The organism is Streptomyces sp. JW3 (genome assembly GCF_052216785.1).
Lineage (GTDB): Bacteria > Actinomycetota > Actinomycetes > Streptomycetales > Streptomycetaceae > Streptomyces.
In genome coordinates this window covers 88,296-114,495 of the sequence record NZ_JBQOUX010000008.1, presented here as the reverse complement: position 1 = coordinate 114,495, position 26,200 = coordinate 88,296, and the positions used below count along the sequence as shown (strand labels likewise).

General features: G+C 71.6%; 26 protein-coding genes, 3 tRNA genes and 2 pseudogenes. 10 read left to right on the top strand and 21 right to left on the bottom strand.

Going from position 1 to position 26,200, the window contains the following annotated elements; all coding sequences use genetic code 11:
• Positions 1-808, top strand: an 808-nt coding sequence (locus tag ACTT8P_RS06120) for an SPFH domain-containing protein (RefSeq protein ID WP_442830486.1), incomplete at its 5' end; no start/stop codon positions are given.
• A 75-nt stretch (positions 809-883) separates the two neighbouring features.
• Positions 884-1,492, top strand: a complete 609-nt coding sequence (locus ACTT8P_RS06115; RefSeq protein ID WP_442830485.1) for a lytic polysaccharide monooxygenase auxiliary activity family 9 protein — start codon at positions 884-886, stop codon at positions 1,490-1,492.
• 47 nt (positions 1,493-1,539) lie between these two features.
• Here ACTT8P_RS06115 and ACTT8P_RS06110 read toward each other — a convergent pair.
• From ACTT8P_RS06110 to ehuB, 6 genes are all read right to left on the bottom strand, one after another.
• A tRNA-Lys gene (locus ACTT8P_RS06110) sits at positions 1,540-1,613 on the bottom strand.
• A gap of 52 nt (positions 1,614-1,665) precedes the next feature.
• Complete coding sequence (locus ACTT8P_RS06105) at positions 1,666-2,424, bottom strand: IclR family transcriptional regulator (RefSeq protein ID WP_442830484.1); 759 nt, start codon at positions 2,422-2,424, stop codon at positions 1,666-1,668.
• 106 nt (positions 2,425-2,530) lie between these two features.
• Positions 2,531-3,316, bottom strand: coding sequence for an ectoine/hydroxyectoine ABC transporter ATP-binding protein EhuA (gene ehuA, locus ACTT8P_RS06100; RefSeq protein WP_361159463.1), 786 nt, complete (start codon positions 3,314-3,316; stop codon positions 2,531-2,533).
• Positions 3,306-3,956: an ectoine/hydroxyectoine ABC transporter permease subunit EhuD gene (gene ehuD, locus ACTT8P_RS06095; RefSeq protein WP_442830483.1), complete on the bottom strand. Its 651-nt coding sequence runs from the start codon at positions 3,954-3,956 to the stop codon at positions 3,306-3,308. Before ehuD ends, ehuA begins: the two co-directional genes overlap by 11 nt.
• Positions 3,953-4,660 (bottom strand): ectoine/hydroxyectoine ABC transporter permease subunit EhuC, encoded by a 708-nt coding sequence (ehuC, locus tag ACTT8P_RS06090; protein WP_442830482.1) that lies wholly within the window; start codon positions 4,658-4,660, stop codon positions 3,953-3,955. Before ehuC ends, ehuD begins: the two co-directional genes overlap by 4 nt.
• Entirely contained in the window at positions 4,657-5,550 is an 894-nt protein-coding gene (gene ehuB / locus ACTT8P_RS06085; RefSeq protein WP_442830481.1) for an ectoine/hydroxyectoine ABC transporter substrate-binding protein EhuB, read from the bottom strand. Before ehuB ends, ehuC begins: the two co-directional genes overlap by 4 nt.
• A 152-nt stretch (positions 5,551-5,702) precedes the next feature.
• On the opposite strand from ehuB, the gene ACTT8P_RS06080 reads away from it, so the two are divergent.
• Positions 5,703-6,200 carry a DUF3830 family protein gene (locus ACTT8P_RS06080; RefSeq protein WP_442830480.1) on the top strand — a complete coding sequence of 166 codons (498 nt, stop codon included), beginning with the start codon at positions 5,703-5,705 and terminating at the stop codon, positions 6,198-6,200.
• Here ACTT8P_RS06080 and ACTT8P_RS06075 read toward each other — a convergent pair.
• From ACTT8P_RS06075 to ACTT8P_RS06065, 3 genes are read right to left on the bottom strand one after another with little or no spacing between them, the layout of a single operon-like run.
• Positions 6,178-6,669, bottom strand: a complete 492-nt coding sequence (locus ACTT8P_RS06075) for a hypothetical protein (RefSeq protein ID WP_442830479.1) — start codon at positions 6,667-6,669, stop codon at positions 6,178-6,180. The genes ACTT8P_RS06080 and ACTT8P_RS06075 overlap by 23 nt on opposite strands.
• A gap of 16 nt (positions 6,670-6,685) precedes the next feature.
• On the bottom strand, positions 6,686-8,074 hold the full coding sequence (locus tag ACTT8P_RS06070; protein WP_442830478.1) for an amidase: 1,389 nt from the start codon (positions 8,072-8,074) through the stop codon (positions 6,686-6,688).
• Positions 8,075-8,090: 16 nt separating this feature from the next.
• Entirely contained in the window at positions 8,091-9,047 is a 957-nt protein-coding gene (locus ACTT8P_RS06065) for a D-2-hydroxyacid dehydrogenase (RefSeq protein ID WP_442830477.1), read from the bottom strand.
• A 194-nt stretch (positions 9,048-9,241) separates the two neighbouring features.
• On the opposite strand from ACTT8P_RS06065, the gene ACTT8P_RS06060 reads away from it, so the two are divergent.
• The 3 genes from ACTT8P_RS06060 to ACTT8P_RS06050 all read left to right on the top strand — a co-directional run bounded on the left by ACTT8P_RS06060 (position 9,242) and on the right by ACTT8P_RS06050 (position 11,783).
• Complete coding sequence (locus ACTT8P_RS06060; RefSeq protein WP_442830476.1) at positions 9,242-10,027, top strand: maleate cis-trans isomerase family protein; 786 nt, start codon at positions 9,242-9,244, stop codon at positions 10,025-10,027.
• Positions 10,024-10,755, top strand: a complete 732-nt coding sequence (locus tag ACTT8P_RS06055; protein WP_442830475.1) for a maleate cis-trans isomerase family protein — start codon at positions 10,024-10,026, stop codon at positions 10,753-10,755. Before ACTT8P_RS06060 ends, ACTT8P_RS06055 begins: the two co-directional genes overlap by 4 nt.
• A gap of 227 nt (positions 10,756-10,982) precedes the next feature.
• Positions 10,983-11,783, top strand: coding sequence for a hypothetical protein (locus ACTT8P_RS06050; protein ID WP_442830474.1), 801 nt, complete (start codon positions 10,983-10,985; stop codon positions 11,781-11,783).
• A gap of 511 nt (positions 11,784-12,294) precedes the next feature.
• Here ACTT8P_RS06050 and ACTT8P_RS06045 read toward each other — a convergent pair.
• The 5 genes and pseudogenes from ACTT8P_RS06045 to ACTT8P_RS06025 all read right to left on the bottom strand — a co-directional run.
• Positions 12,295-12,367: transfer RNA gene (locus ACTT8P_RS06045), tRNA-Gly, on the bottom strand.
• A gap of 84 nt (positions 12,368-12,451) precedes the next feature.
• Positions 12,452-13,102: a hypothetical protein gene (locus ACTT8P_RS06040; protein WP_442830473.1), complete on the bottom strand. Its 651-nt coding sequence runs from the start codon at positions 13,100-13,102 to the stop codon at positions 12,452-12,454.
• Positions 13,103-13,111: 9 nt separating this feature from the next.
• Positions 13,112-13,356 (bottom strand): annotated as a pseudogene (locus ACTT8P_RS06035) (ATP-binding protein); the annotation flags it as partial.
• A 127-nt stretch (positions 13,357-13,483) separates the two neighbouring features.
• Positions 13,484-15,100, bottom strand: a complete 1,617-nt coding sequence (locus ACTT8P_RS06030) for a reverse transcriptase/maturase family protein (RefSeq protein ID WP_442830493.1) — start codon at positions 15,098-15,100, stop codon at positions 13,484-13,486.
• A 454-nt stretch (positions 15,101-15,554) separates the two neighbouring features.
• A pseudogene (locus ACTT8P_RS06025) lies at positions 15,555-15,728 on the bottom strand (ATP-binding protein); the annotation flags it as partial.
• Positions 15,729-15,878: 150 nt separating this feature from the next.
• On the opposite strand from ACTT8P_RS06025, the gene ACTT8P_RS06020 reads away from it, so the two are divergent.
• The 3 genes from ACTT8P_RS06020 (at position 15,879) to ACTT8P_RS06010 (ending at position 18,328) form a co-directional block, all read left to right on the top strand.
• The gene (locus ACTT8P_RS06020) at positions 15,879-16,730 is read left to right on the top strand and encodes a helix-turn-helix domain-containing protein (protein WP_442830472.1); all 852 of its coding nucleotides are present in this window, start codon (positions 15,879-15,881) and stop codon (positions 16,728-16,730) included.
• A gap of 8 nt (positions 16,731-16,738) precedes the next feature.
• On the top strand, positions 16,739-16,930 hold the full coding sequence (locus ACTT8P_RS06015) for a DUF397 domain-containing protein (RefSeq protein WP_442830471.1): 192 nt from the start codon (positions 16,739-16,741) through the stop codon (positions 16,928-16,930).
• 291 nt (positions 16,931-17,221) lie between these two features.
• On the top strand, positions 17,222-18,328 hold the full coding sequence (locus tag ACTT8P_RS06010; RefSeq protein WP_442830470.1) for an LLM class flavin-dependent oxidoreductase: 1,107 nt from the start codon (positions 17,222-17,224) through the stop codon (positions 18,326-18,328).
• On the opposite strand, the gene ACTT8P_RS06005 is transcribed toward ACTT8P_RS06010, so the two are convergent.
• Positions 18,304-20,163: a putative bifunctional diguanylate cyclase/phosphodiesterase gene (locus ACTT8P_RS06005; protein WP_442830469.1), complete on the bottom strand. Its 1,860-nt coding sequence runs from the start codon at positions 20,161-20,163 to the stop codon at positions 18,304-18,306. The genes ACTT8P_RS06010 and ACTT8P_RS06005 overlap by 25 nt on opposite strands.
• A gap of 285 nt (positions 20,164-20,448) precedes the next feature.
• Here ACTT8P_RS06005 and ACTT8P_RS06000 point away from each other — a divergent pair, with 285 nt between their 5' ends.
• Positions 20,449-21,825: a M6 family metalloprotease domain-containing protein gene (locus tag ACTT8P_RS06000; RefSeq protein WP_442830468.1), complete on the top strand. Its 1,377-nt coding sequence runs from the start codon at positions 20,449-20,451 to the stop codon at positions 21,823-21,825.
• Between the two features lie 58 nt (positions 21,826-21,883).
• Here ACTT8P_RS06000 and ACTT8P_RS05995 read toward each other — a convergent pair.
• The 6 genes from ACTT8P_RS05995 to ACTT8P_RS05970 all read right to left on the bottom strand — a co-directional run bounded on the left by ACTT8P_RS05995 (position 21,884) and on the right by ACTT8P_RS05970 (position 26,184).
• Positions 21,884-21,957, bottom strand: a tRNA-Lys gene (locus ACTT8P_RS05995).
• Positions 21,948-22,616, bottom strand: coding sequence for a bifunctional DNA primase/polymerase (locus ACTT8P_RS05990; protein ID WP_442830492.1), 669 nt, complete (start codon positions 22,614-22,616; stop codon positions 21,948-21,950). Before ACTT8P_RS05990 ends, ACTT8P_RS05995 begins: the two co-directional genes overlap by 10 nt.
• Positions 22,617-22,662: 46 nt before the next feature.
• On the bottom strand, positions 22,663-23,010 hold the full coding sequence (locus tag ACTT8P_RS05985) for a hypothetical protein (protein ID WP_442830467.1): 348 nt from the start codon (positions 23,008-23,010) through the stop codon (positions 22,663-22,665).
• Positions 23,011-23,111: 101 nt separating this feature from the next.
• Positions 23,112-23,258 carry a hypothetical protein gene (locus tag ACTT8P_RS05980; protein ID WP_442830466.1) on the bottom strand — a complete coding sequence of 49 codons (147 nt, stop codon included), beginning with the start codon at positions 23,256-23,258 and terminating at the stop codon, positions 23,112-23,114.
• Positions 23,246-24,592, bottom strand: coding sequence for an AAA family ATPase (locus ACTT8P_RS05975; protein WP_442830465.1), 1,347 nt, complete (start codon positions 24,590-24,592; stop codon positions 23,246-23,248). Before ACTT8P_RS05975 ends, ACTT8P_RS05980 begins: the two co-directional genes overlap by 13 nt.
• Positions 24,589-26,184, bottom strand: coding sequence for a hypothetical protein (locus tag ACTT8P_RS05970; RefSeq protein ID WP_442830464.1), 1,596 nt, complete (start codon positions 26,182-26,184; stop codon positions 24,589-24,591). The genes ACTT8P_RS05975 and ACTT8P_RS05970 overlap by 4 nt, the downstream gene beginning before the upstream one ends.
• Positions 26,185-26,200 lie beyond the last annotated feature (16 nt).

Here is a 26,200-nt window from a genome sequence, read left to right as displayed (position 1 = left end):
CTCCTGGTGGGCGGGCGTGCTGCCGCCGCTCGCCCTGGAAGCGCTGCGGCTGCCGGCCGGCGCCGGGGCGGGGCTAGGCCCCGGGCAGTGGGCGGCGTACGCGGGCGCCGGGGCGCTCGGGCTGTTCGGCTTCGGCGGGCTGGCCCGCGGCCGCACCGGCCGGGCCTGGGTGCTGGGCCTGTTCGGCCGCTACCGGGGGACGGTGCGGCGCACCGGTCTGCTGTGGGTCAACCCGCTGCTGCTGCGCCGCCGGGTCGACGTCCGGCTGCGGCACTGGCGCAGCGGGCCGATGCCGGCGGCCGACGGCAACGGGGTCGCGCTGCGGGCGGTGACGCTGGTGGTGTGGCGGGTGCGGGACACCGCGCGGGCGGTGCTCGGCGTCGAGGACCACGAGACGTATCTGCGCGAGTGCGTGGAGGCGGCGCTGGCCCGGGTGCCGGTGGAGCCGCCGGGCACCTCGCGGGCCTCGGCCGACACGGCGGGGGAGGCGCTGACCCGGCTGGTGGCGGCGGACGCGGCGGCGATCGGCCTGGAGGTGTTCGCGGTCCGGCCGGTGCGGGTGGAGTACGCGCCGGAGGTGGCCGCCGCGATGCACCGGCGCCGGATCGCCGTGCTCGACGCGGCGCAGCGGGCGAGTCTGCTGACCTCGGTGGTGGACTCGGTGGAGGACACGGTGACCCGGCTCACCACCCGGGGGCTGGTCGAACTCGACGACTACGAGCGCAAGGCGCTGGTGAAGGACCTCACGGTGGCGTTCTGCGCCGCGCCCGCAGCCGGTTCCCCTATTGGTATGGACATGTTCAAGTAGCCGCAATAATCTGGGACTTGGTCTAGACCTGCACGGCTCACTGAACTTCCCCCACGTCCTCCAGGGAGCGGCAGCATGCGCAAGAAGACCAAGCTCGGTGCCGGGCTGGTGGGCCTGGCGACCACCGGCGCCCTCGTGCTCACCTCCGGCGGCGCCGCCAGCGGCCACGGCTACACCGACCTGCCGGTCAGCCGGCAGAAGCTCTGCCAGAACGGCTCCGTCAGCGACTGCGGCTCGATCCAGTGGGAGCCGCAGAGCGTCGAGGGCGCCAAGGGCTTCCCGTCCTCCGGTCCGGCCGACGGGCAGATCTGTTCCGCGAACAACACCCGGTTCGCCCAGCTCGACGCCCCGAAGACGCCCGGCGGCACCGCCTGGCCCACCACGAAGGTCACCGGCGGGCAGAACTACACCTTCCGCTGGCAGTTCACCGCCATGCACTCCACCAGCGACTTCTCCTACTACGTCACCAAGCCGGGCTGGAACCAGAACCACAACCTGGCCCGGTCCGACCTCAACCTCACGCCGTTCCTGACGGTCCCCTACGGCGGCAAGCAGCCGCCGGCCACCCTCTCGCACAGCGGCGCGCTGCCGACCGGGCTGAGCGGACACCATGTGATCGTCGCGGTGTGGACGGTCGCGGACACGGCCAACGCGTTCTACGCGTGCTCGGACGTCACGTTCTGAGCAACGCGGCAGGGCCCCTCACCGAAGCGAGGGGCCCTGCCGTCCAGTGCGCCGCCAGGGACTCGAACCCCGGACCCGCTGATTAAGAGTCAGCTGCTCTAACCAACTGAGCTAGCGGCGCGTGCGGATAAATACTACCTGGTCCGGCGGGGTGCTCGCGCACCCGCACCGCTCTAAATGGCCAGGGACAGCAGCACCGGCGCCGCCCCCCGGTTCAGCGCCTCCGCGGCCCGGCGCAGCCGGTGCGCCCGCTCCACCGGCAGCGACAGCGCGAGACAGCCGACCGCCGCGCCCGCGGTGACCGGCACCGCCGCGCACACCGTCCCCACCGCGTACTCCTGGAGATCCAGCACCGGCACGGAGGCCGGCTGCGCCGCCAGCCGGGACAGCAGCACCTGGTCACTGGTGATCGTCCGCGAGGTGAGCCGCGCCATCCGGTGCCGGGCCAGATGGTCCCGGCGGCCGGCCTGGTCCAGCTGGGTCAGCAGGCTCTTGCCGATCGCCGTGGCGTGCGCCGAGTGCCGGAAGTCCACCCACTCGTTGACCTTGGGCGCGCCGGGACCGTCCGCGTACTGGGTGACGCTGACCTCTCCGTCGACGTACCGGCTCAGATAGACCGCCGCGCCGACCGCGTCGCGCAGCCGGTCCAGGGTCTGCTGGAGCTTGTCGCGCAGCGCCTGCTCGCGGCCGTGCGCCGAGCTCAGCCGGGCCAGGGCCGCGCCGGCCAGGTACGTCCCGTCGGCGGTCTGCCCGACGTATCCCTCGCGGCGCAGCATCCGCAGCAGCGGGGTCAGCCGCTCCCGGCCGAGGCCCGTGCGCCGGGCCAGCTCGGTGTCGGTGACGCCGGTGGTCTGCCGCGCCACCGTCTCCAGTACGCGCAGGGCGTCCTGGACCGAGTGGTGCGGCGCGGTCGGCTCGTGGTGCAGCGCCACGGTGGTCTCCCCCTGCGCTCGCCGGTGAAGCTCCCTCCACGATAGGGGCGGGCGGCCGGAAGCGGGCGGTGGTTGACCACATCCACCGCCCGCCCGGCCCGCCGCGTCACAGCACGGCGCTGAGGAACTCCCGGGTCCGGTCGTGCTCCGGCTCGTTGAAGATCTTCTCCGGCGAGCCGGCCTCGATGACATGCCCGGAGTCGAACATCAGTACCTGGTCGGAGATGTCCCGGGCGAAGTTCATCTCGTGGGTCACGCAGAGCATCGTGATGTCCGTGGAGCGCGCGATGTCCCGCAGTACGTCCAGGACGCCGGCCACCAGCTCCGGGTCGAGCGCGGAGGTCACCTCGTCAAGGAGCAGCACCTGCGGCCGCATCGCCAGCGCGCGGGCGATCGCGACGCGCTGCTGCTGGCCGCCGGAGAGCTGGGTGGGCCGGGCGTCGCACTTGTCGGCGAGCCCCACCAGGTCGAGCAGCTCCCGGGCCCGGACCTCGGCCTCGTCCTTGGACATGCCGAGCACGGTGACCGGCGCCTCGGTGATGTTGCGCAGTACCGACATGTTCGGGAACAGGTTGAACTGCTGGAACACCATCCCGATCTTCTTGCGGACCTCGCGGACCTGCTTGTCGGGCGCCGGGAAGAGCTGCTGCCCGGCCACCGTGATGGTGCCCTCGTCGGGCTTGAGCAGCGTCATCAGCAGCCGCAGGATCGTCGTCTTGCCGGACCCGGACGGGCCGATCAGCGTGACGTGCTTGCCGGCGTCGACGGAGAAGTCGAGGTGGTCCAGGACGGTGTTGGTCCCGAACCGCTTGGTGACCTGCTCCAGACGGATCAGCTCACCGGCCGGCTTCTCGGGGCTCTTCTCGGGCTGGGGGAGGGTGTCAGTGGGCAAGGCGTCGCTCCAGGGCTCGCAGGGCAAGGGAGGCCAGATAGGAGATGACGATGAAGGCGAGGCCGATCACCGTCAGGGGTTCGGTGAACCGGAAGGTCTCCTGGGAGAACAGGCGGGCCTCACCGAGCATCTCCAGCACGGTGATCGCCATCAGCATCGGCGTGTCCTTCAGCATGGAGATCACGTAGTTGCCGAGCGCGGGCACCACCCGGCGCACCGCCTGCGGCAGGATCACCGCGGTCCAGGTGCGGCGCAGTGGCAGGTTCAGCGCCGTCGCGGCCTCCCACTGGCCGACCGGCACCGCCTCGATGCCGGCCCGGTAGACCTGCATCGTGTACGTCGAGTAGTGCAGGCCGATGCCGATCACACCGGTGGTCATCGCGGAGGCGGTGATCCCCCACTCGGGCAGCACGTAGAAGAGGAAGAACAGCTGCACCAGCAGCGGGGTGTTGCGGACGAACTCCGTGACCACCCCGACCGGCCAGGTCACCCAGCGCGACGGCACCCGCATCAGCAGCGCCCACACCAGGCCCAGCAGGAACGAGATCACCGAGCCGAGGACGAGGATCTGCAGGGTGACCAGCAGCCCGTCCCAGAAGTGCGGCATGAAGTCGGACACCGCGTCCCAGTCCCAGTTCATCGCGCACCCGCCTCGATCTCGACCGGCTCGGGCAGGACCGTCTTCTTCTTGGCCGGCGCCTTGCCGACCCCCGCCTTCAGCTTCTTCTCCAGTCCGCGCATCACCCGCGTGAGAGCGAAGGCGATCACGAAGTAGATGAGGAGGATGTACGTGTAGATCTCCGCGCTCTCCTGGAGCGCGAGGCGCACCAGGTTGCCGCTGAACGCCAGGTCGCCCATGCCCATGACCGACACCAGGGCGGTGCCCTTGAGCAGTTCGATCAGCAGGTTGGAGAACGGCGGGATCATCTCCGGCACCGCCTGCGGCAGCAGGATCAGCCGCATCCGCTGCCAGGGCGTGAAGCTGAGCGCGATGCCGCCCTCCTTCTGCGCCGGGTCGACGGCGCGCAGTCCGCCGCGCACGATCTCGGCGCCGTACGCGCCGTAGGTCAGGCCGAGCGCCAGGGTGCCCGCCCACAGCGGGACGAGCTGCCAGCCGAACGCCGGGGGCAGCACGAAGAACACCCAGAAGATCATCACCAGCGCCGAAGTGCCGCGGAACACCTCGGTGTAGAAGCCCGCCAGGAAGCGGACGATCCACAGCCGGTGGGTGCGCGCGACGCCGACCACGAAGGAGACGGCGGTCGCGAGCAGCGCCGAGCAGACGAGCAACTGGATGGTGACCCAGACGCCCTTGAGTACGAGTTCCCACAGTCCCGAGGTCATCCGCCGCACAGCTCCTTCGCGGTCAGATCCGTCATCTCGTCCTCGGTGAACCCGAACGGCTTGAGGATGCGCAGCAGTTCGCCGCTGTCCTTCAGCTTGTGGAGTTCCTCGTTGAAGGCGTCCCGGAGGTTGGTCTCGGTGGGCCGGAAGGCGAACCCGCCGCCGTCCACGTGCGGTTCGCCGTCGACGACCGGCTTGAACGCCTCGGTCACCTCGGCCTTGCTGGACTTCTTCACCACCTCGCGGGTGGTCAGCGCGGTCCCCGCGAACACGTCCACCCGCCCGGCCTCGACGGCGTTGAGGCCGGCCACCTGGTCGGGGACGATCAGGATGTCGCTCTCCTTGTAGCCCGCCTCCACCGCGTAGGCGATCTCCGCGTATCCGGTGCCGGTGGCGAACTTCGCCTTCTTCGCGACGACGTCCGCGTAGTTCTCGATCCCCAGCGGATTGCCCTTGCGGACGATGAAGGAGTCGAGCATCTGGTAGTCGGGGTCGGAGAAGATGACCTGTTCGCAGCGCTCGGGGTTGATGTACATCCCGGCCGCCACGACGTCGAACTGCTGGGAGGCCAGCCCCGGGATGAGCGAGCCGAACTCGGTCGGCACCGGCTGCACCCGGTCCACGCCGAGCCGCTTGAAGATGACCTTGGCCAGCTCCGGCGCCTCGCCGGTCAGCTCCCCGTTCTTGTCGATGTACCCGAACGGGATCTCCCCGGCGATACCGAGCCGCGCCACGCCCTGCGCCCGCAGCCGGTCCAGGAGGTCACCGCCCTCGGTGTCGGAGGCGGTGGCCACCCGCGAACATCCGGCGGCGCCCAGCGCGCCGAGCGCCGCGACCCCCGCGAGCAGCGTTCGGCGACTGGGCCCGGGGGTCCCGGATATCCCGCGCATGCGGTCGAATCGTCCCCGTGTCGGGGTTCTGTGTGGTGGAGCCATGGGCGCGCGCCTTCCCGACTCCCGGGAAGTTATGCCGGTCTTTTCCGGCCCCTTCGCGCGGGCGGGCCCTCTTGACCCGCGCGGCCGGGGGCACTGCCATGGACGGCATGACCGATCGCTACCTCGAGGTCTCGCTGGTCAAGCGCGGGATCCAGTGCACCGCCCGGCTGCTCGACGACCGCGCCCCGCGCACCTGCGCGGCCGTCTGGGACGCGCTCCCAGTGTCCGGCGACGTCTACCACGCCAAATACGCCCGAAACGAGATCTACGCCCTCTTCTCCCCGTTCGCGACAACCGAACCACCCATGGAGAACCCGACCGTTACCCCCATCCCCGGCGACCTGTGCTATTTCGCCTTCGCCGGCGCCGAGCTGGGCACCAAGGCATACGGCTACGACCGCCGGGTCGACGCCGGCACCACCCTGGTCGACCTGGCCCTCTTCTACGAACGCAACAACCTGCTGCTCAACGGCGACGTCGGCTGGATCCCCGGCACCGTCTGGGGCCAGGTGACCGAGGGCCTGGACGAGATGGCCGCGGCCTGCAACGACCTGTGGCGCACGGGCGCGCAGGGCGAGACCCTCAGCTTCCGCCGGCGGGCTTAGCGGACGTCACGGAGAACCCCTCACCGCCGTACAGCGACTCGTACTCGACCTCGATGACCAGCCGCCGGTCGATCAGGCTCCAGAACTCCTGGAGCCGGTCGGGACCGGGCCCGTCCAGCCGCACCAGAAAAACCTCCTGCCCGGCGAGCACCACCGAGCCCGCCCGCAGGGAGTACGTCCTCGGCCACCGGCCGGGAGTGAACAGGACCGCTTTGACCTCCCGGTTCCACTCCCCGGCCGGCACGCCGTCCAGGAACACCACGCTGCGCGTCACGACGGCCGGCCCCAGCCCGGCGTTGACGAGCTTCAGCCCGACCAGGTCGTCCTGCCGTATCCGGCGGATCCGCAGCAGCGGTCTGACCGACTGCCGGTTGTGCAGCCGGGTCGCCCTGGTCTGCGCCCAGCTGACCCAGAGCGAGCCGAGCGCGATGACGGTGGCGGCGACCGCGATGACCGTCTCCGCGCTCACCCCGCTCTCCGCACGGTCATGCGGCGGCCCCCGCCTCGTACAACGCGTGCGCCGCCCGCAGCACCAGGTCGTCGCGGTGCCGGGCGGCCACGATCTGCATCCCGATCGGCAGCCCGTCGCCGTCGTGGCCGACCGGGACCGTGGCGGCCGGCTGCTGGGTCAGGTTGAAGGGGTAGGTGAACGGCGTCCAGCCCGTCCAGCGCCGGTGCCCCGAGCCCTTCGGCACCTCCGCGCCCGCCTCGAACGCCGTGATCGGCAGGGTCGGGGTGAGCAGCAGGTCGTACACCTCGTGGAAGCGGCCCATCCGCCGGCCCAGCTCCATCCGGGCGTCCACCGCGGCGAGGTACTCCAGCGCCGAGTACCGCGCGCCCTGCCCGCAGATCTCCCGCAGCCCCGGGTCGAGCACCTCCCGGCGGCCCGGCCCGAGGTGCTGCACGACCCGAGCCGCCCCGCTGAACCACAGCGTGTGGAAGGCGTCCACCGGGTCGGTGACGTCCGGGTCGGCCTCCGTCACGTACGCGCCCAGCTCCGCCAGCCGCTCCACCGCCCGCCGTACCGCCGCCGTCACGGCCGGCCGCACCGCCACCTGCCCGCCGAGGGTGGGGGAGTACGCCACCCGCAGCCCCCGCACCCCGGCGCCGAGCACCTCGCGGTACGACACCGCCGGCGGCCCCAGCGCCGACCAGTCCCGGGCGTCCGGCACCCCGATCACGTCCAGCAGCAGCGCCGCGTCCGCCGCGTCCCGGGTCATCGGACCCACGTGCGCGAGGGTCCCGAAGGCGCTCGCGGGGTACAGCGGCACCCGCCCGTACGTCGGCTTCAGTCCGAAGATCCCGCAGAACGACGCCGGGACGCGCACACTGCCGCCGCCGTCCGTGCCCAGCGCCAGCGGCCCCGCGCCGAGCGCCACGGCCGCCGCCGCGCCCCCGCTGGAGCCGCCCGCGGTGCGGGTCGGGTCGCGGGGGTTGCGGGTCACGCCGGACAGCGGCGAGTCGGTCACCGCCTTCCAGCCGTACTCGGGTGTCGTCGTCTTGCCGAGGAACACCGCGCCGTGCTCGCGCAGCCGGGCCACCGACGGCGCGTCCTCGTCCCAGGCGCCCTGTTCCGCGACGGCCCGGGACCCCTTCAGCGTCGGATGCCCGCGCATCAGCAGGATGTCCTTCACCGTCACCGGCACCCCGTCCAGCAGCCCGCGCGGCTCCCCGCGCCGCCACCGCTCCTGCGACTCCCGGGCCCGGACCAGCGCCTCCTCGGCGGTGATCCGCACGAACGCGTTCACCTCCGGCTGGATCTCCGCGGCCCGCGCCAGCGCCGCGCGAGCCGCGTCCACGGGGCTGAAGGCGCCCGTACGGTAGCCGTCGAGGAGTTGCGATGCGGTCAGTGTGCTGAGGTCATGGTCGGTCATGCACCCTCCAGGGGCGTCAGTGTCCGGGTACGTACCCGCGCTTCTTGTCGACCACGTTCGGCAGCGGCCGGCCCGTCGCCCACAGCTCGAACAACTCCACGAACTGCGCGCCCAGTTGGTCCCGCCAGCCCACCGTGTCGCCGCTCATGTGCGGCGACACGAGCAGACCGGGAACGTCCCACAGCGGGCTGTCGGCGGGCAGCGGCTCGCGCGCGAACACATCGAGGGCGGCCCCCGCGATACCGCGCTCGCGCAACGCCCGGACCAGCGCCTCCTCGTCGACCAGCGGCCCCCGCCCGACGTTGACGAACCGCGCGGACGGCTGCATCACCCCGAACCGCCGGGCGTCGAACATCCCCCGGGTCCGCTCGGTCAGCGGCGCCGCCGCGACCACCCAGTCGGCGCGGGCGAGCAGCCGGTCCAGCTCCTCCGGACCGTGGGCGCCGGGGCGCGCGACCCGTCCCACCAGCGCCGTCCTGATACCGAGCGCCCCCAGAGTGCGCCCGATCGCCCGCCCGATCGGCCCCGTACCGACCACCACCGCCCGGCCACCCGCCACCCGCTGCGACTCCCGGTGGTGCCAGACCCGCTCCCGCTGGAGCTCCAGCGTCCTCGGCAGATCCTTGGCCAGCGCCAGCACCAGCGCGGCCACGTACTCCGCGATGGGCTCGTCGAAGACGCCGCGCGCGTTGGTCACCACCGTGTCGCAGGCGGCCAGCTCCGGGCCCATCAGATGGTCCACGCCCGCGCTCGCCGTGTGCACCCAGCGCGGCCGCGGCCCCGGGCCCGGCCAGGCCCGGCGCACGGCGTCCGAGAAGAAGTCCCACACCAGCAGCACGTCGGCCGACGGCAGCCGCCCGGCGAGCGCGGCGGGAGCCACGTACTCGACGACGGCCCGCCCGGTCAGCCGGCCGAGCCGGGGCCGGGGATCGGCGTCGAGCACGAGGACACGGGGACGGCCGGAAAGGGACACGGATGATCTCCACGAAGAGGGCCTGAGTGATGGGCCTGAGCGATGGATTAACCAGCTGTTGACCTGCCGGTGACGCGGGCGGATTGACCACGCTCGCACCGGAACCTACCTTCGTCAACACGGCCGTGCGCACGGTGCGTTGTCCACTCCTCGCTCAGTGTGAGGCTCCTTCGGTGTGAGGTGGGTGCGTGCCCATGGACATCTCCTTTCTCGGCGGTCCGGCCCCGCAGCGCGGGGTCGGTGTCGTCGCTCCCTTCGACTTCGCACTCGACCGCGAGCTGTGGCGCTGGGTCCCCGACGAGGTCTCCCTGCACATGACCCGGACCCCGTTCGTCCCCGTCGAGGTCGGCCTCGACCTGGCCCGCCTGGTCAGCGAGCACGAGACCCTTCAGGAAGCCACCCGGACCCTGAACGCCATCTCCCCCGACGTGGTCGCCTACGCCTGCGCCTCCGGCAGCTTCGTCGGCGGCGTCCCCGGCGAGCGCGCGATGTGCGCGGCGATGACCCGGGCCGGCGCCACCCCGTCCGTCACCACCTCCGGCGCGCTCCTGGAGGCCCTCGCCGAGCTGCGCGCCCGCCGGGTGGCGCTGGTGACGCCGTACACCGTGTCGGTCACCCGCTCCCTGGCGGAGTACGTCGCCGAGGGCGGCGTCACGGTCACCGGCTGCGCCTTCATGGGCCTGACCCGGCACATCTGGAAGGTCCCCTACCGGGAGGTCGCCGCCATGGCCCGGCAGGCCGTCCCGCGCCCCGGCGCGGCGGACGCGCTGTTCATCTCCTGCACCAACCTGCCCACCTACGACGTCATCCCGCAACTGGAGGCCGAGCTGCGGCTCCCGGTGATCTCGGCCAACCAAGTGACGATGTGGGCGGCACTGCGCCGACTGGGTACCCGTGCCGTGGGGCCGTACCAGGCGCTGACCGATCCGGCGGCGCGGTGCGTGCCGGAAGAAGAGCAGCAGCAGGAAGGGTGGACATGACAGCACTGGGATTCCTGTACCCGGGCCACTCCGGCGAGGACGACTACCCACGCATCGAGCAGCTGCTGGGCAGCGACATCCGGGTGGACCTGGTGCACACCGACATCGGCGAGGACGCGCACCGGGTGGACGCGCTGCTGGAGATGGGCTCCTCCGCGCGGCTCGCGGCGGGCGTCGAGGAACTGCGGCACGCGGGCGCCGACGCCGTGGTGTGGGCCTGCACCAGCGGCAGCTTCGTGCACGGCTGGGACGGCGCCCACGAGCAGGTCCGCGCGCTGGCGGCGACGGCCGGCCTGCCGGCCTCCTCCACGTCCTTCGCCTTCGCGCACGCGGTACGGGAGCTGGGCGCGCGCCGGGTCGCGATCGGCGCGACATACCCCGAGGACGTGGCCCTCCTCTTCGCGGACTTCCTCCGCGCGGCCGGCCTGGAGGTCCTCGGCGTCCGCGGCGCGGGCGTGGTCACGGCGGCCGAGGTCGGCACCTGGGGCGAGACCGAGGTGCTGTCCCTGGCCCGCGCCGCGGACCACCCGGACGCGGAGGTCCTCCTGCTCCCGGACACGGCCCTGCACACGGCCGCGTACATCCCCGCCCTGGAGAAGGAGCTGGGCAAGCCGGTCCTCACCGCCAACCAGGTCACCGTCTGGGAGGGCCTGCGGCTGGCGGACCGCCGGGTGAACGCGCCGGAACTGGGCGCGCTGTTCACACGGGAGCCACTGGTCCAGGCGTGAACGAGGAAGGGCCCGGTACCGCTCTCGACGAGCGGTACCGGGCCCTTCCTTCGGTGGAGCGCCGGGCAGGCCTTGCACCTGCATCTCCCCGCAGGAAGCGGGACGTCTTTCCTTGGACCACCAACGCGTCGCTGGCTGACCAGCAAGATGATCATAACGCACGCCGGCGGGGAACGCACATCCGAATACCCGTACAACCTTGAACGGTCCATGCCGGTCTTGCTCACGTGAACAGCACCATACGATCCACCGTCCTGTCCGCCGGCACGGTCACCCTGGCCCTCCTCGTCACCGCGTGCGGCGGCGGAGACGACGACACCGCCGACGCGAAGCCGAAGGCAAGCGCCACCACCACCGCCTCCGCCGCGAAGGCGCTGACCGCGGCCGAACTGGACGAACTCATCGTCGCCAAGGGCGACATCAAGGGCCAGGAAGTGGCGAAGCCCACCGAGGACGACGTCTCCGACGCCGCCTCGCTCTCCGTGCCGAAGACCGAGTGCGAACCCGTGGCCCAGGTGCTGTCGGCGCTGCCCGCGGGCAAGCCGGCGGCGACCGTCCAGCGACTGGTCACCGAGGAGTCCGAGGCGTACAGGGCGGGCCTGCCCTCGATGGAGGAACTGGCGCAGATGACGGAGGAGGAGGCCGCCGATGCCACCCTCGCCTCCCTCGACATCACCAAGACGATGACCTCCCTGTGGTCCTACGACGCGGACGGCGCCGAAGCCGCCCTCACCGCGCTGCGGCAGGCCGGCGAGAAGTGCGCCTCGGGCTTCGCCATGTCGCTCGACGGGGACGAGCAGCAGGTCACGAAGATCACCGAGGAGCAGGTCTCGGCCGGCGAGGACGCCGTCGCCTGGACCGTGGCCACGAAGATCGACGGCGACCCCGTCGAGACGAAGGTGGTCGTCTTCCGGCAGGGCAGCACCCTCGCCGGCTTCTCGTCCTTCAACATCGCGGCGGTGGGCCGCGGCGAGTCCTTCCCGCAGCCGACGGCGGTCATCGAGGCCCAGGCCGCGAAGCTCGGCTGACCCCGGACTCAGAGCACGCCGGGGGGGTCGTGCAGTACCACGCTCCGCTGTCGTACATCGGTGAGGACCGGTCGCCGGGCCCGAAGGAGATGCCGAAGCGCAGTTTCAGCTCCGCGGGAACGCCCAGCGCCGCACGGAACGTGTCGGCGTACACGCCGAGGATCGTCTGCGGGATGCCGTGGAAACCGCGGGCGGTGAGCGAGAGCAGGAAGTTCCGCGCGTCCTCCAGCACACCTCGGATGTCCGAGGCGGACAGCGGGGTGGGCAGGAACTGCCGGGGGGGAGTGCCGGGTCCGCGCGAGCTCGGCGAAGTACTCCTCCAGGGCCCGCAGCCACTGCCGCAGCGCCTCACCGGCGTCACCGAGCCCGGCGATCTCCGCCCGGCGGGCCACCAGTTCCTCGGTACGGGTCTGGACGGAGGCGCCCTCCGGTCAACCCGCCCCCGGCTTCGCCAACGCCAAAGAACCCCGGCCCGCCGAAGCGGCGGACCGGGGTTCTTCGTTTCCTTCTCTGGAGCGCCGGGCAGGCCTTGCACCTGCATCTCCCCGCAGGAAGCGGGGCGTCTTTCCTTGGACCACCAACGCACTGCCGGCTGTTCGGAGTTGCTCCGTCGACCAGCGCATGATGATCGTACCGAATGCCTGCCCGATCCGCACATCAAGCCGCCGTCACCCCCGGAGGGCGGCGTGATAGGCGTCGGCGAGCGCGTCGAACTTCCTCCGCTGCTCGTTCCGCGGCTCGCGAGCCTCGGCGCTTCTCGGATCCAGAAGATGCCCGAGCGGCCTGACGCACCGCCGGAAGCCGATGTCCTCCCACAGTCCCGTGAGCTGCTCGCTGACGTGCGTCGCCACGGTGACGGCGCTGCACCCGCCCGCAAGCGCCCAGACCGCCTGGCAGGCAAGGACCGGCCCCAGCCCGAACCCACGCCACGCCTTGTCCAGCGTGATGTCGTAGAGGGCCAGCAGATCGCCGTCGGCGGACGTAACGCTGTCACGGAACTCCTGCCGATAACCGCCGCGCCCGAGGTCGTAGACGCCGAGGACGAGCTGGAAGAGGTCATGGTCGGCTCCGTCCCGCTCCGCGTCGGACCACGGCCAGGGGCTGAACCGTTCGTCCTGCCGCAGACGGAAGAACGTCATGGAGCCGACAGCGGCGCCTGCGTCCCGGTCCCCGGGCCGTCGCAGCCGCACGGAGACCGACCACTCGTCGAGCCCGTCCAGGTCGTCCTCGCGGCGCGCGTACTCCCAGGAGTGGTATTCCAGGGTCAGCTGTCGAGGGTCCCCTGGCAGCTCACGCACCGAACGTTTGAACGACTCCATCTCGGCAGCCTAACCTGCCGCCCGTCCCAGCTCGCACCATACGAACTTGCCCCGGTTGCCCTCCCTGACCAGCGGCTGCCACCCCACCCGTCCGAGCACGCCCGCACCAGCGCCAGCCCCCGTCCGTCCTCCGCGCGCGCGGCCGGCTCGGACGGCCGAGGCGGCGACGGATCCGCGTCCCACGCGCCGATCCGCAGCACCCCGTCCCTCGACCAGCGCACCCGCAGCGCCGCCGGCCCCTTGGTGTGCCGTAGTACCGGTAGGCCACTGGCGAGGTTTCTGCTGTGCAGATCCTTTTCCAGTGGCCCCCGGCCCGAACCCGCCGTGCACCCTTTCTGTGCAGCGGGCTCTCCAGTGACTGCTGCGTGATCCTGACTCCCGTTATGCATGGATGCCTTGATGGCAGGGCGGGCAGACCACGAGGGTTCTGCGCCGCTTCTTGACCATCAATTGGACCCATGCGGGCTGCTCTTTCCACGCTTGGAGCTCTGCGAGGTGACGAATTTGGTGGACTTGCACCTGGGTTCGTCTGTCGCAGAGTTCACACCACCCCCTGCGAAGCCGGTCAATGAGCTGGCTTCCGCGTGGGCGGCTGCGGGGAGTGAACGGGGTGGACGGAAGGTCGTCGATGACGGCTTTCCGTTGCCGGGTCAGGGGAATGCCACGATACTGCGCTCCATAGATTCTGACGATGTCGAAGGGTGTGCAGCTCGCCAGCTGGGGCAGGTGCGCGGGTTTTCCGCGCCGGAGGAACGGGGCACATTTGGCCTTGATCACGTCCTTGGGCACGCAGAGTTTGATTTTCCCGTTGATGGTGCGTCTGCCGCGGTTGATACGGCTGCTCCGGGTGATCTTGGCGTCGGCGTGCTGAACGCTGATCTCGTAGCCGAGGAATCGGGCCGACTGGGTGCGGCCGTGGGTGATCAGTGTTTTGTCCTGGTTCAGTTCCAGCTTGAGATCATCGTGCAGGAATTCGGCCAGGCGCTGTTTGATCGTCTCGGCTTCGGCCTTGGGTCCGATGAACCCGAGGATGTGGTCGTCCGCGTAGCGGAGGTAGCGCAGTCGCCGGTAGCCGGGATCCTGTGGGTCTCCGGACGGCAGGCGTCGCAGCTCCTTGCGCCATTGGCGGACTTGGGCGGTCTCTGTGTGCTCCTTCCTTCTTCTGAGCCGCTTCCGGGTGTTTCCGATCGCGTTGTCCAGCTTCTGGTAGGCCGGGTTCCTGCGCCGGGTGGCACCTCGGGTGCATTCCGGAATGAGGACTGTTTCGACGAATTTGTCCAGCCGGTCCATGTAAATATTGGACAGGAGTGGAGAGAGGACGCCGCCTTGCGGGGATCCCGACAGGGTGGCGTGCCATTTCCAGTCCTCCAGGTATCCCGCCTTCAGCATCTGTTGGATGAGGCGAAGGATCCGGTTGTCGTGGATTTTCTCAGACAAGATAGCCAGCAGGACCTTATGGTCGAGCGAGCCGAAGCAGTCGGAGATGTCTCCTTCGATGAACCAGGTTGTCCCGGTCCAGTTGTGTGCCAGGTCGGACAGTGCCGTGTGGCAGCCCCGGCCGGGTCGGAAACCGTGGGAGCGGGCGGAAAACCGTGGCTCATAGTATGCCTCCAGCAGGAGGCGGATCACTTCGCCGACGAGTTTGTCCGACCAGGACGGCAGACCGAGCGGCCGCGTCTTTCCGTTGGGTTTCGGAATGTGGACACGTCGTACCGGACGGAAGCGGTAACGCTCGTGGCGCAGCGCTTCGATGATGCGCCCGATCTTGGCCTCCGACATGCCGTCCGCGGTTTCCCCGCAGGCCCCGGGGGTCATCGCGCCCTGATTGGCATAGATGCGCCCGTAAGCCGGCAGATACAGGTTCGGGTTGAACAGCTGTCGATACAGCTCATCGCACGGCAGGTTCCGCCTGCCGCGTTCACGCAGGACATCAAGTACCGCTTCCGAATCACCTGGCCCCCTTCGCCCTGCGGGCGGCTTTCCCGCCCTCCTTGGCAGGTCGTTGCTCCTGCGACTACTACGGGGCCTCCGTCACCTTGGGGCTCGCGCCCTTTAGGTGGTCCCATGTTCATCTCTGTTGTACGTATCTAGCGCGACTTAGGCGCCCCACTCATCTCCTTGAATTCCCTCACTGGGAATCATTCCGCGACCCGAAGGGTGCGATGGATACGCAGTTACTCCACCGCAGGGTGCGGCGCCGGTGTCACGTGCAGATTTCCGGCGGATGTGACTCGTTTCATCTTTTGGAGATTGGGGTTCAGGCAGTACAGCTTTCGCCATATCGCGCGGGTCCCTCCGCGCCTCGCTTCTACACGTGAACACGAGCACTGATTTCCTGGCATGCTGCTGTCCCCTTCACCTTTCAGATCCAGGTAAGCCATCGGACCCAGGAACCTCCCTTCAATTCCTCCCGGCTCAGCCGGGGATACAACAGAGCGCCTCATGGCGCACCGGCATTGGACACCAACTCCGCCGCGAGCAGCTCCGCGACGTCGACGAGCCCGATCAGTCCGTGCATCGTGAGGATCAGCCGCAGGGTGCGGCGACACACGGTGACGGCGCGGACGTCGTTGGGGATGTGGAGGGAGTACTCCCACGGTTCGCACACGGCCAGCTCTTCGGACATACGGGTGCCTCCGTCGACGGAAATGTGGTTGCGCACGGTGCGTGCCGCATCACTGACGGTAGGGCATAGATTTATTACTGAGCAAGCCGATCGCGTAACCTGGGCTCGAACGGGTCGCTCAGGAACGGCCATTGAGGCGAGGGGGAAGTTGTGCCTCCCAGACGTCAGCCCACAGCGCGCCAGGAGCGGCTGGGAGTTGAGCTGCGAAAGATGCGGGACGCCGCCGGACTCAAGGCGACCGAGGCGGCGAGTCGGCTCGGAGTGAATTCCGTGCAGATCAGTCAGATCGAGTCCGGGATCGCCGGCGTGAGTGAAGAACGCTTGCGGCGACTGGCCGCGCACTACGCCTGTACGGACGAGGAGTTGGTCGCGGCGCTGGTGGCGATGGCGACGGACCGCACGCGTGGCTGGTGGGAGGAGTACCGGGGTTTGCTGCCCCACTCGTTCCTCGACCTCTCCGAGCTGGAGCACCACGCCGACTGCCGATGGGACGTGGACTTCCTGCACGTGCCAGGACTCCTGCAGACCGAGGACTACGCCCGCGCCCTCTTCTCCTACGTGAACCACGAGTCCCCGGCGAGCGAGGTGGAACGCCGGGTGGAGCATCGGATGCGGCGCAGGGCCATCATCGAACGCCCCGACCCGACCCCGTACGAGACCGTGATCCATGAAGCGGCGCTGCGGATCAGGGTCGGTGACCGGGCCGCGATGAGGGCCCAGCTGGCTCGTGTCCTGGAGCTGTCCACCGCCGATCACATCACCGTCCGCGTCATCCCGTTCGACGTCGACGGCTTCGCCGGAGCCGGTGGCGACATGGTGTACGCCTCAGGTCCGGTCCCCAAGCTGGACACCGTCGTACGCGATGGACCGCAAGGCACCGTCTTCGTCAACGCCGAAGCCCAACTCGGCCGCTTCCGCGACCTCTTCCATAGGCTGGAAGCGGTGGCGCTCGAACCCGTGGGTGCCCGTGACTTCATCCACAAGCTGGCGAAGGAGCTGTGAGGCACGCTATGACGACGCCCCCCGACATCTGGAAGAAGTCTTCCTACTCCGGCGGAGGCGACGGCAACGCATGCGTAGAAGTCGCTCAGCGCCGCACCTGCATAGCCATCCGGGACTCGAAGGCGCCGGATCGGGCGGTGCTCACGTTCCGGGGTCCCCTGTTCACCGTCTTCCTCGACTCCCTGAAGACCGTCCGATAACCGGTGAACACTTCGGCCCGAAGTGTTCACCGTTTCCAGACCACCCACCGCCGCCCGCCGCCCCTCCCCACTCACCGTTCGCCGCCGAACCGGCCCGGCGTGCAGGCGAGGCGCCGTCGCGCCCGTCCTCGCCGCCGCCCGCCCGGCCGACGGAGGGGCCCAGTGACCGGGGCCACCACTCCCCCACCCCGCAGAGACACCCCGTAGATCCCGTAGGGAATAGCCACCCGCCCCCTCCCGTTGAACCCCGGGCGAGCGCAGCACACCCGGAAACACAGGAGGCACCCCACCATGGCCACGTCCACAGACGCCGCAGAGGAAATCCGGGGCACCACCCACGGCACCGCCCCCGTCCCCCTCTCCGTCCTGGACCTGGTCACCGTCGGCGCCGGCCGCACCGCCACCGACGCCCTCCACACCAGCGTGGACATCGCCCGCCTCGCCGAGACCCGCGGCTACCACCGCTACTGGGTCGCCGAGCACCACTCCATGCCGGGCGTCGCCTCCTCCTCACCTGCCGTGATCCTCGCCCACCTCGCCGCCCACACCGACCGCATACGCCTCGGCTCCGGCGGCGTCATGCTCCCCAACCACGCCCCGCTGGTCATCGCCGAACAGTTCGGCACCCTCGAAGCCCTGGCCCCGAACCGGGTCGATCTCGGCCTCGGCCGAGCCCCCGGCACCGACGGCGCCACCGCCGCCGCCCTGCGTCGCAGCGACCGACTGCACGAGGGCGCCGATGATTTCCCCCAGCAGCTCATCGAGCTGACCCGGTTTCTCGACGACGACTTCCCCGACGGGCACCCCTACAGCCGCATCCACGCCGTCCCCGGCCCGGTCCAGGCGACCTCCCCCGGCGGCGTCCAGTCCCCGCACCGCCCCCCGGTCTGGCTGCTCGGCTCCTCCGGCTTCAGCGCCCGGCTGGCCGCCACCCTCGGCCTGCCGTTCGCCTTCGCCCACCACTTCTCCGCGCAGAACACCATCCCCGCGCTGGACCTGTACCGGGAGAGCTTCCGCCCGTCCGAGCTGCTCGCCGAGCCCTACGCCCTGATCGGCGTCGCCGCCCTCGCCACCGACGACGAGCAGGAGGCCCGCCGCCAGGTGCTCGCCGCGGCCCTCAACATGGTGCGGCTGCGCACCGGCCGCCCCGGCCTGGTCCCCACCCCGGCCGAGGCGGAGGCGTACGACTTCAGCCCGCTGGAGCAGGAGTTCGTCGCGTCCTGGAACAGCAACGTCATCCACGGCACCCCGGACGCCGTCCGGGCCGGCCTCGACGACCTCCAGAAGCGTACCGGCGCCGACGAACTGATGATCACCGCCAACGCACACGGCGGCGACGTGCGCCTGCGCAGTTACGAACTGATCGCCGACGCCTACGGCCTGCCCGCGACCGCCTGAACCAACAGCTCGGAGATCCGGTCCGGCGGCACGGGACGGGAGTACAGCCAGCCCTGTCCCGTGTCGCAGCCGATCCGCCGCAGCCGGGTGGCCTGGTCCGACGTCTCCACGCACTCCGCCGTGACCGTCAGCCCGAGCCGGTGCGCGAGCTGCACCATCGCCTCGACGATGACCTCGTCCGCCGGATTGGCGCTCTCGTCCTCACCGTCCCGCTCGGCGCCCCGCGCGTCGTACTGGAACCCCCGTACGAACGACCCGTCCAGCTTCAGCACCGACACCGGCAGCCGGCTCAGATACGCCAGGTTCGAATACCCCGTGCCGAAGTCGTCGATGGCGATGTGCACCCCCATGTCGCTGAGCGCCTTCAACGCCTGCAACGGCCGCCCCGCCGACCCCATCACCGCCGACTCGGTCAGCTCCAGTTGCAGCAGCTCCGGCGCCAGCCCCGTCTCCGCCAGCGTCCGCGCCACGTCCGCCACCAGGTCGGAGTCCCACACCTGCCGCACCGCGACATTGACACTGACGAAGATCGGCGGCTCGTCGGGACGGTCCAGCTGCCAGCGCCGCGCCTGCTCGCACGCCGTGCGCAGCACCCAGCGGCCCAGTGGAACGATCGAGCCGTCCTCCTCCGCCAGTGCGATGAACCGATTCGGCGCCAGTACGCCGAACTGAGGATGTTTCCAGCGGATGAGCGCCTCGACGCCGCGCAGCCGCCCGTCCTCCATGCCGACCAGCGGCTGGTACTCGAGCGCGAACTCGCCGCGGTCGATCGCCGGACGGAGCGTCGCGGCCAGCGCCTGCCGGGTCATCCGGTGCGCGTTGCGCTCCGGGTCGAAGAGCGTCCAGCGGGCCTTGCCGTCGGCCTTGGCCCAGTACAGTGTGGTGTCGGCGGCCTGCATCAGGGCGGTCGGGGTGGTCCCCGCGGCATGCCGCTCGACGACGCCGACCGACGCGGTGACCGACAGATGACGGCCGGCCAGATCGACCGGCTCGCGCAGCGCGGCCAGCGCCGACTCGGCGAGATCGGCGAGCTGGTCGGTGCCGGTCGACCCCTCCACCAGCAGCGCGAACTCGTCCCCGCCGAGCCGGGCCACCAGCGGCGTACCGGCCCCGGTGCGCGGCGGCGCGGCCTCCTCGGCACAGCGCGTCAGCCGTTCGCCGACGGCCGCAAGCAGCCGGTCCCCGGCGCGGTGGCCGAGGGTGTCGTTGACCGCCTTGAAACCGTCCAGGTCGAGATAGCACAGCCCGATCCGTCCGGTGCCGCCCGCGTAGGACTCCGGCTCCAGGGCGGCGGTCAGCCGCTCGAAGAACAGCGCCCGGTTGGGCAGCCGGGTTACCGGGTCGTGCATCTGCAAGTGCCGCAGCCGGGCCTGGAGTTCGTGCCGGGCACTGATGTCGGCGACCGACAGCAGCAGCCCGGACGCCGCCCCGGCCAGCGGCTCCACGGTGACCTGCGCCCACAGGAACTCGCCGTCCGGCCGCTTCAGCCGCCGGGTGCAGCGCAGCCGGGCCCGGCTGCCGCACAGCACCTCGCGGTAGGCCCGCCAGGCCCGGGTGTCGGCGGCCAGGTCCACCAGCTCCGCCGCCGCGCGCCCGGTCAGCGCCTGGGGCGGGGTGCCGAACAGCGCGCCCAGGGTGTCATTGGCGCTGACCACCGTCCCCTCGGCGTCGACGACGGCCATCGCCAGCGGTGCCGCCGTGAACGCCGAGCGATAGGCCGGGGGTTCCGTACGGCATGGACGTACAGCACTGGGCGCCATGTCAGTGTCACTCTCTGTGACGGCCGACCTGTCGAGGTCTGCCGCGGGCGCCGGCCCTTCGGACGTTCCGCTCACCGCTAGCTCCCGCAGTGCCTCGATCTCTGTCCGTGTCTCTGTCCGCGCAGGAAAGTGTGCCGATCATAGAGGGTGGCTCCCGGCCCTTCCAGCCGCACAGCGGTCACCGGCTCCCGCGGATCCTCCTGACAGATCGTTTCTGCTCGCAGCTGGCCGGGTTCTAAACACCCCCGACCAGTTGTGACGTTCTGTGAGGGGAGTGAAGGGGTACTTTCGGCAATCCGCGGACGGCTCACGGACGGCTCACCCGTCCGGCCCATGCGAACAGGGCGCAGTACGACAAATATGCACAAGCTGGATGCGGTGTTCCGCGAACCGCACCCGGAGGTCCATGTGCCGCGCCAGCTCCCCCTGAGGCGACTTCCCCGTGAGGCCCTCAAGGGCCTCGGCGCGGGCGGCCGGCCGGGCGGCGGGGCCCGGCCGGGACTGCGCAAGTCCGCGGCGGTCGCCACCATCATGACGGCACTGGCCGCGACCTCCCTGATCAGCGCCCCCTCGGTCGCCGAACCCTTCTCGCCCCAGCCGTGCGCCCTGCGGCGCACCGCGGCGCACCACTCCGAGGGCGTGCACACCTGGAACGCCGCCTACCCCCGCCCGTCGCGCGCGCTGGACGCGGTGATGGTGTTCCTGTCCTTCCCCGACTCCCGCCCCCTGACCGCGCCCCGCGAACTGGCCGCCGACCACTTCCCGGCCACCACCCGCTTCTTCCGGCGCGCCTCCTACGGCAAGTTCACGCTGCGCCCGCACCCGCTGCGGCACTGGGTCCGGATGCCGCGCCCGTCGACCGCGTACGCCATACAGCGCGACTGGAGCGCCGAGCATCGCGCCGCCTATCTGCGCGACGCGCTGACCGCCGCCGACACCGAGGTCGACTTCTCCCGCTACGACGTCGTCTACTTCGTCGCCGACCCGCACGCGCCCGGCGTGGACTCCGACGCCACCAAGGTCGTCAACCTGAACACCCCGCTGCGGGCCGACGGCACCGACATCCACCGGGTCGTCACGGTGTTCGAGAACCACCCGCCCGACCGTCTGGTCCTCGCCCACGAGACCGGCCATGTCTTCGACCTCCCCGACCTCTACCACCGGCCCGTCGACGGCAAGGGCGACTGGGACACCCATGTCGGCGACTGGGACCTGATGGGCAGCCAGTTCGCGCTGGCACCGGACCTGTTCGGCTGGCACAAGTGGAAACTGGGCTGGCTGGAGCCCCGGCAGGTGGCCTGCGTACGGGGGACCGGGCCGGTCCGGCTGACCCTGGAGCCGCTCGGCGCCGGGCCCGGGGTGCCGGTGACCGGCGCGGCGGGGGCGCCGGCCTTCGGGCTCGGCCGGGGCACCAAGCTGGCGGTGGTGCGCACCGGCGCCGACGAGGTGCTCGCCTTCGAGGCGCGCGGGCCGGTCGGCAACGACGCCGCCGCCTGCCGGGCGGGGGTGCTGGTGTACCGGGTGCGCGGCGGTACGGAGTCCGGCGGCGGGCCGGTCGAGGTGATCGACGCGCACCCGCGCACCGAAGCGTGCTGGGAGCGTTCGGTCTACCCGCCGCTGGCGGACGCGCCGGTCGCGCTCGGCGAGAGCTTCACGGTGCCGGGGGAGGGCGTCCGGGTGGAGGTGGAGGGGCGCACGGTGTCGGGGGCCTGGACGGTGAAGATCACGCCCGGCTGAGCAGGACGGGACGCCACGCGAAAGGCCCCCCGCTCACGCGAGGGGCCTTCACTGTCGGTGCGCCGCCAGGGACTCGAACCCCGGACCCGCTGATTAAGAGTCAGCTGCTCTAACCAACTGAGCTAGCGGCGCCTGCTGACGTCGTAGACATTAGCACCCAGGTCGGCGGGAGGAAAAATCGATATCCGCACGGCCGCGCGGGCCGCCCGCACCGCCGCCCACAGCAGGATCTCCGGGCCGGGCAGCCAGGGCCGGCGGATGTCCGGGGCGACCAGCCAGCGGGCCGCCGCACGGTCGGGCCCGGCCGGGGCCGGCACGGTCACCGCGTCCCCGGTGCCGTGACAGAGCAGCGGCGGTACGGTGCCGGTGCGGCCGTCCCCCTCGGACCGGCCGCGGGTTCCCCACTCCTCCCACTCCAGCAGCGAGGGCAGCCGCTGGGCCGTGCCGGGCGCGGCGAACAGCAGCATCCGGCCGCGGTACTCCGCCACCGGCCCGGAGCCGGGGCCCTCGGCCCACATCCGGTCCAGCATCCGGCGTCCGAACATCGCCGGGGCGCTCACGACATCGAACACCGAGCCGCACGGCAGGACCACCGGGGCCTCGGGGTGCTCCTCCCAGAGGGCGAGCGTGCTGCGCGGATACGTTCCGGCGGAGGCCAGCCAGGCGGCGCCGGCCGAGGTGACGTGGGAAGCGTGCGGAGTGCTGCTCATGGGATTCATGTCTACCGACGGTGCGGGAACCGTCTCCCTGAGTTGCCGGAATCCGGGACAGACGCCGGGGCGGGAAGGTATCTTGCCCACCCCCGTGGCATATGCCGATCGGCTCGGGACGCCGCCCTCAGGCGGGCTCTTCCCGGCGCATCAGCTCCCGGCCGAACTCCACCATCTTCTTGGCATAGTCCTCGGTCCACTCGGCCCGTTCCGCGATGTCCGCGGTGGTCAGCCGGTCGAACCGGCGGGGATCGGCGAGCTGCGCCGCCGCCATCGCCTGGAACTCCACCGCGCGGTCCGCCGCCGCGCGGAACGCGTGGGTCAGCTCCGTGGCCCGCTCCAGCAGGGCCCGCGGATCGTCGATCGACTCGAGATCGAAGAAGTGCTCCGGATCGGCGGCGGCCGCCGCCGGCTCGAAGAGCAGGGGCGCGGGGCGTAGCCGCGGTTCGTGGTGACGCGGCGTGGGCTCCGCCATGTCTCTCCTCCTGGTACGTCGCACATGACCCGAGTGGAATGGGCCACCGTCCATTGTCCCGCGCCTGTGCAAGAGGGCGTCCCGCCGGCCGGGAACGAGGGTCAGGGCCGGGGCGGCCAGGTGACCCGGTGCCGGGCGAGGTGGGTGAGTACCGCGTGGTTCGCCTCCCAGCCGTCCGGGCTGTGTCCGTTGGCCGCCTCCGGCGGCGTGCCGGACTCCGTCCGGCGGGCCCCGGTCAGGGCCGCCAAGTGACGCGGTGCCGGGACAGGTGGGCCAGTACCGCGTGGTTCGCCTCCCAGCCGTCCGGGAACTTCACGTCCGTGCCCAGCTGGACCGGCTCCGTGGACGGGTACGCGTCCAGGAGTTCGTCGACGCCCGCGCGGCAGACGACCACGCAGGCGTGCCGGTGCCGGGAGGCCAGCACGCACAGGCGGCCGGTCTCCAGGTGGAACGCCGTTGCGTCGGGGCGGCCGGACAGCGGATGCAGGACGACCGTCACGTCGTACTCCCGGCCCTGGAGCCGGTTGGCCGTGTCGACCGTGACCCCGGTGACACCGAGGTCGGCCAGCGCGGCGCGCACCGCCGCCGCCTGGTCGCGGTGCGCGGTGCCGACGGCGATCCGGCCGGCGGTGAGGGGAATGGGGGAAGGGGAGCGTTCGGAGCGCGCCGCGCCCCGCCGGTCCAGGAACCGGCGGACCACCGCCGCCACCGCCCCTACCGCCTCCGGGTCCGTGCGCGGGGTGTGCCGCGGCGGCAGTTCCAGCAGGCCCCAGCCCGAGGCGGCGGCCTCGTCGATCACCCGGTCCGGGCCCGAGCCGTCGGAGGGGACGGCGAAGGAGAGCCGGCGGTCGTCGGGGCCGGTGCCGCTGCGGAACGGCGTAAAAGGGTAGAACGCGTCGGAGACCAGGGGGGCCGCCGACGCCGGCAGCCGCCAGGAGACCGGCAGCCGGTGCTGCGGCAGCCCCGGGTTGTGCGCGAGCAGCGTGGCGACGGCCGAGGCGGACGGGTCGTAGGACAGGCCCGCCCACTGCTCGCCGCCCACGATCGAGAACGGGTCGAGCTGTCCCGGGTCGCCCACGAACAGCGCCCGCTCGAACAGCCCGGCCACCGCCAGCAGCGCGTCCGACCGCATCTGGTACGCCTCGTCGACGATCGCGTGCCGCCACGGCTCGTCCACCGTCACGTGCGCCCACTTGGCGGCGGTGGACACCACCACCGCCTGCCCGGCCAGCTCCGCCGCCTTCGCCGACTTCCGTACGCTGTCCAGCGCGTCCAGCGCCTTGTCGTAGGGGTCGGCGTCGCTGCTGTGCAGCCGGCCCACCGGCAGCTCGGGGTTCTCCTCGGCCAGCCGCAGCACCAGGTCGTCGACCTGCGCGTTGGTCTGCGCCACCACCATCAGCGGGCGGCCCGCCGCCGCCAGTTCCAGCGCCGCCCGCACCACCAGCGTGGACTTGCCGGCGCCCGGCGGGGAGTCGACGACCACCCCGCGCTCGGTGCCGTGCAGCGTGTCGTCGAGGATCGCGGCGGTGGCCCGGGCGGCCGCCGCGCCCGGGGCGTCGTCCACCAGGGTCTCGGTGGTCACAGGACGTCCTCCTCGGTCAGCGGATCGGCGGCCTCCGGTACGGCGGACCGCTCGCCGGGCGGCCCGCCGTGCGTCCACGGCGTCTGGTCCGGGTCGGGCAGCCTCGCCCCGCCGCGCTGCTCGTGCTCGAAGAGGGTGAAGCAGACCAGGTCGCCCTTCTCCGGCACCGACCCGGCCTCCGGCTCCCGGCCGCGGCCCATCTTGTCGACGATCCGCAGGACCAGGACGCCGTCCTCCGGCCGCTCGACGTACTCGGCCGCCTGCGGCTTGCCGCCCAGCGACCGGTACACCTTCATCCGCTCGGCGAGCTGCGGCTGGTCCGCCGTGCGCACGGTGACCAGCGGGCGGGGGCTCGGCCGTTTGCCCTCGCTGTACGTCAGCACCACGTCCGTGACCTCCCCGGCGAACGCCTCCCCGGCCAGCCGCCGCCCCGCCATCACCAGCGGATCGTCCAGTGCCTCCTGGGCGTCCAGCCGGGCCTGCTCGCGCTCCCGGGTGGCCAGCTTGTTGGCCGCCGTCACCGCGTCGTCGCGGCGCGGCTGCGGGGGCTCGCCGGAGACGATCCGGTCGCGGTGCCCGGTGAACGACCAGCGGTCCCGGGTCCACCGGTCACCGACATGCGCCCCGGCGGGCAGCCGCCGCAGCAGGTCCAGGCCGTGCCACACCGCGTCCCAGGCGGGCCGGGTGCGGCTGAGCACCAGGTCGCGGACGTCCTGCTCGGCGGCGCGCACCGCCCCGTACCGCGCGTCGGCCTCCAGGCCGTCCTCGGCGGCGGCGAGCGCGGTGCGGGCCCGGTCGTAGCGCTCGATGGCGGGCGCCAGCAGCCGGTTGTCGAACGCCGGGTCGGTGGCCGGTCCGGCCGGCGGGCACAGCAACTGGCCGTCCGGGTCCCGGGCCAGCTCCGCCCGCAGCGCCGCCGCGGCGCCCGAGATGCCGTCCGGCGGGTCGATCCAGGCCAGCAGCGCGCCCAGGTGCTGGTCCTCCAGGGCGGACTGCCCACTCGCCCAGTGCCGGCCCAGCAGCTCGGTCATGGCGAGCAGGAGGGAGGAGCCCGGCACGCGGGCGCGTTCCCCGTAGTGGGTGAGCCAGCGGCCGAGCAGCGGCACCCGCGGCGGCGCGGGGTGCGGCGTCTCCGGGTCCTGGTCGGCCGTACGCCGGAACCGCATCGAGCGGCCCAGTAGCCGGACCAGGTCGACGCCCGCGCGGCTCGGCACGATCAGCTGCGCGGCGTCCGCGCACAGCTCGACCTCCACCTTGACCCGCTTGCCGGTCTCCGGGTCGGTCTCGGTGCGCTCGGCGGGCTCGACCGCGGCGGCGGACGCCTCGATGTGCGGCAGTACGACGTCGGCCAGCTCGGCCAGGAACGCGAACCGCAGGTCGCGGTCGCGGGGCTGCGGGACCACCAGCAGCCGCGGCGCGTCCCGGTCGGTGCCGACCAGGGCGCCGAGCGGGGCGCCCACCTCACCGGCCGTGACCAGCGGGACCAGCACCAGCGGTGTGTCCGACAGGTGCCGGTGCCGGACCGTGGCGGCGGGCTGCGCGCGGCCGGTGCGCACCGCCTCAAGGCGGGCCAGCGTGCCGATCAGGGACATGCCGCCTCCAGTGCCC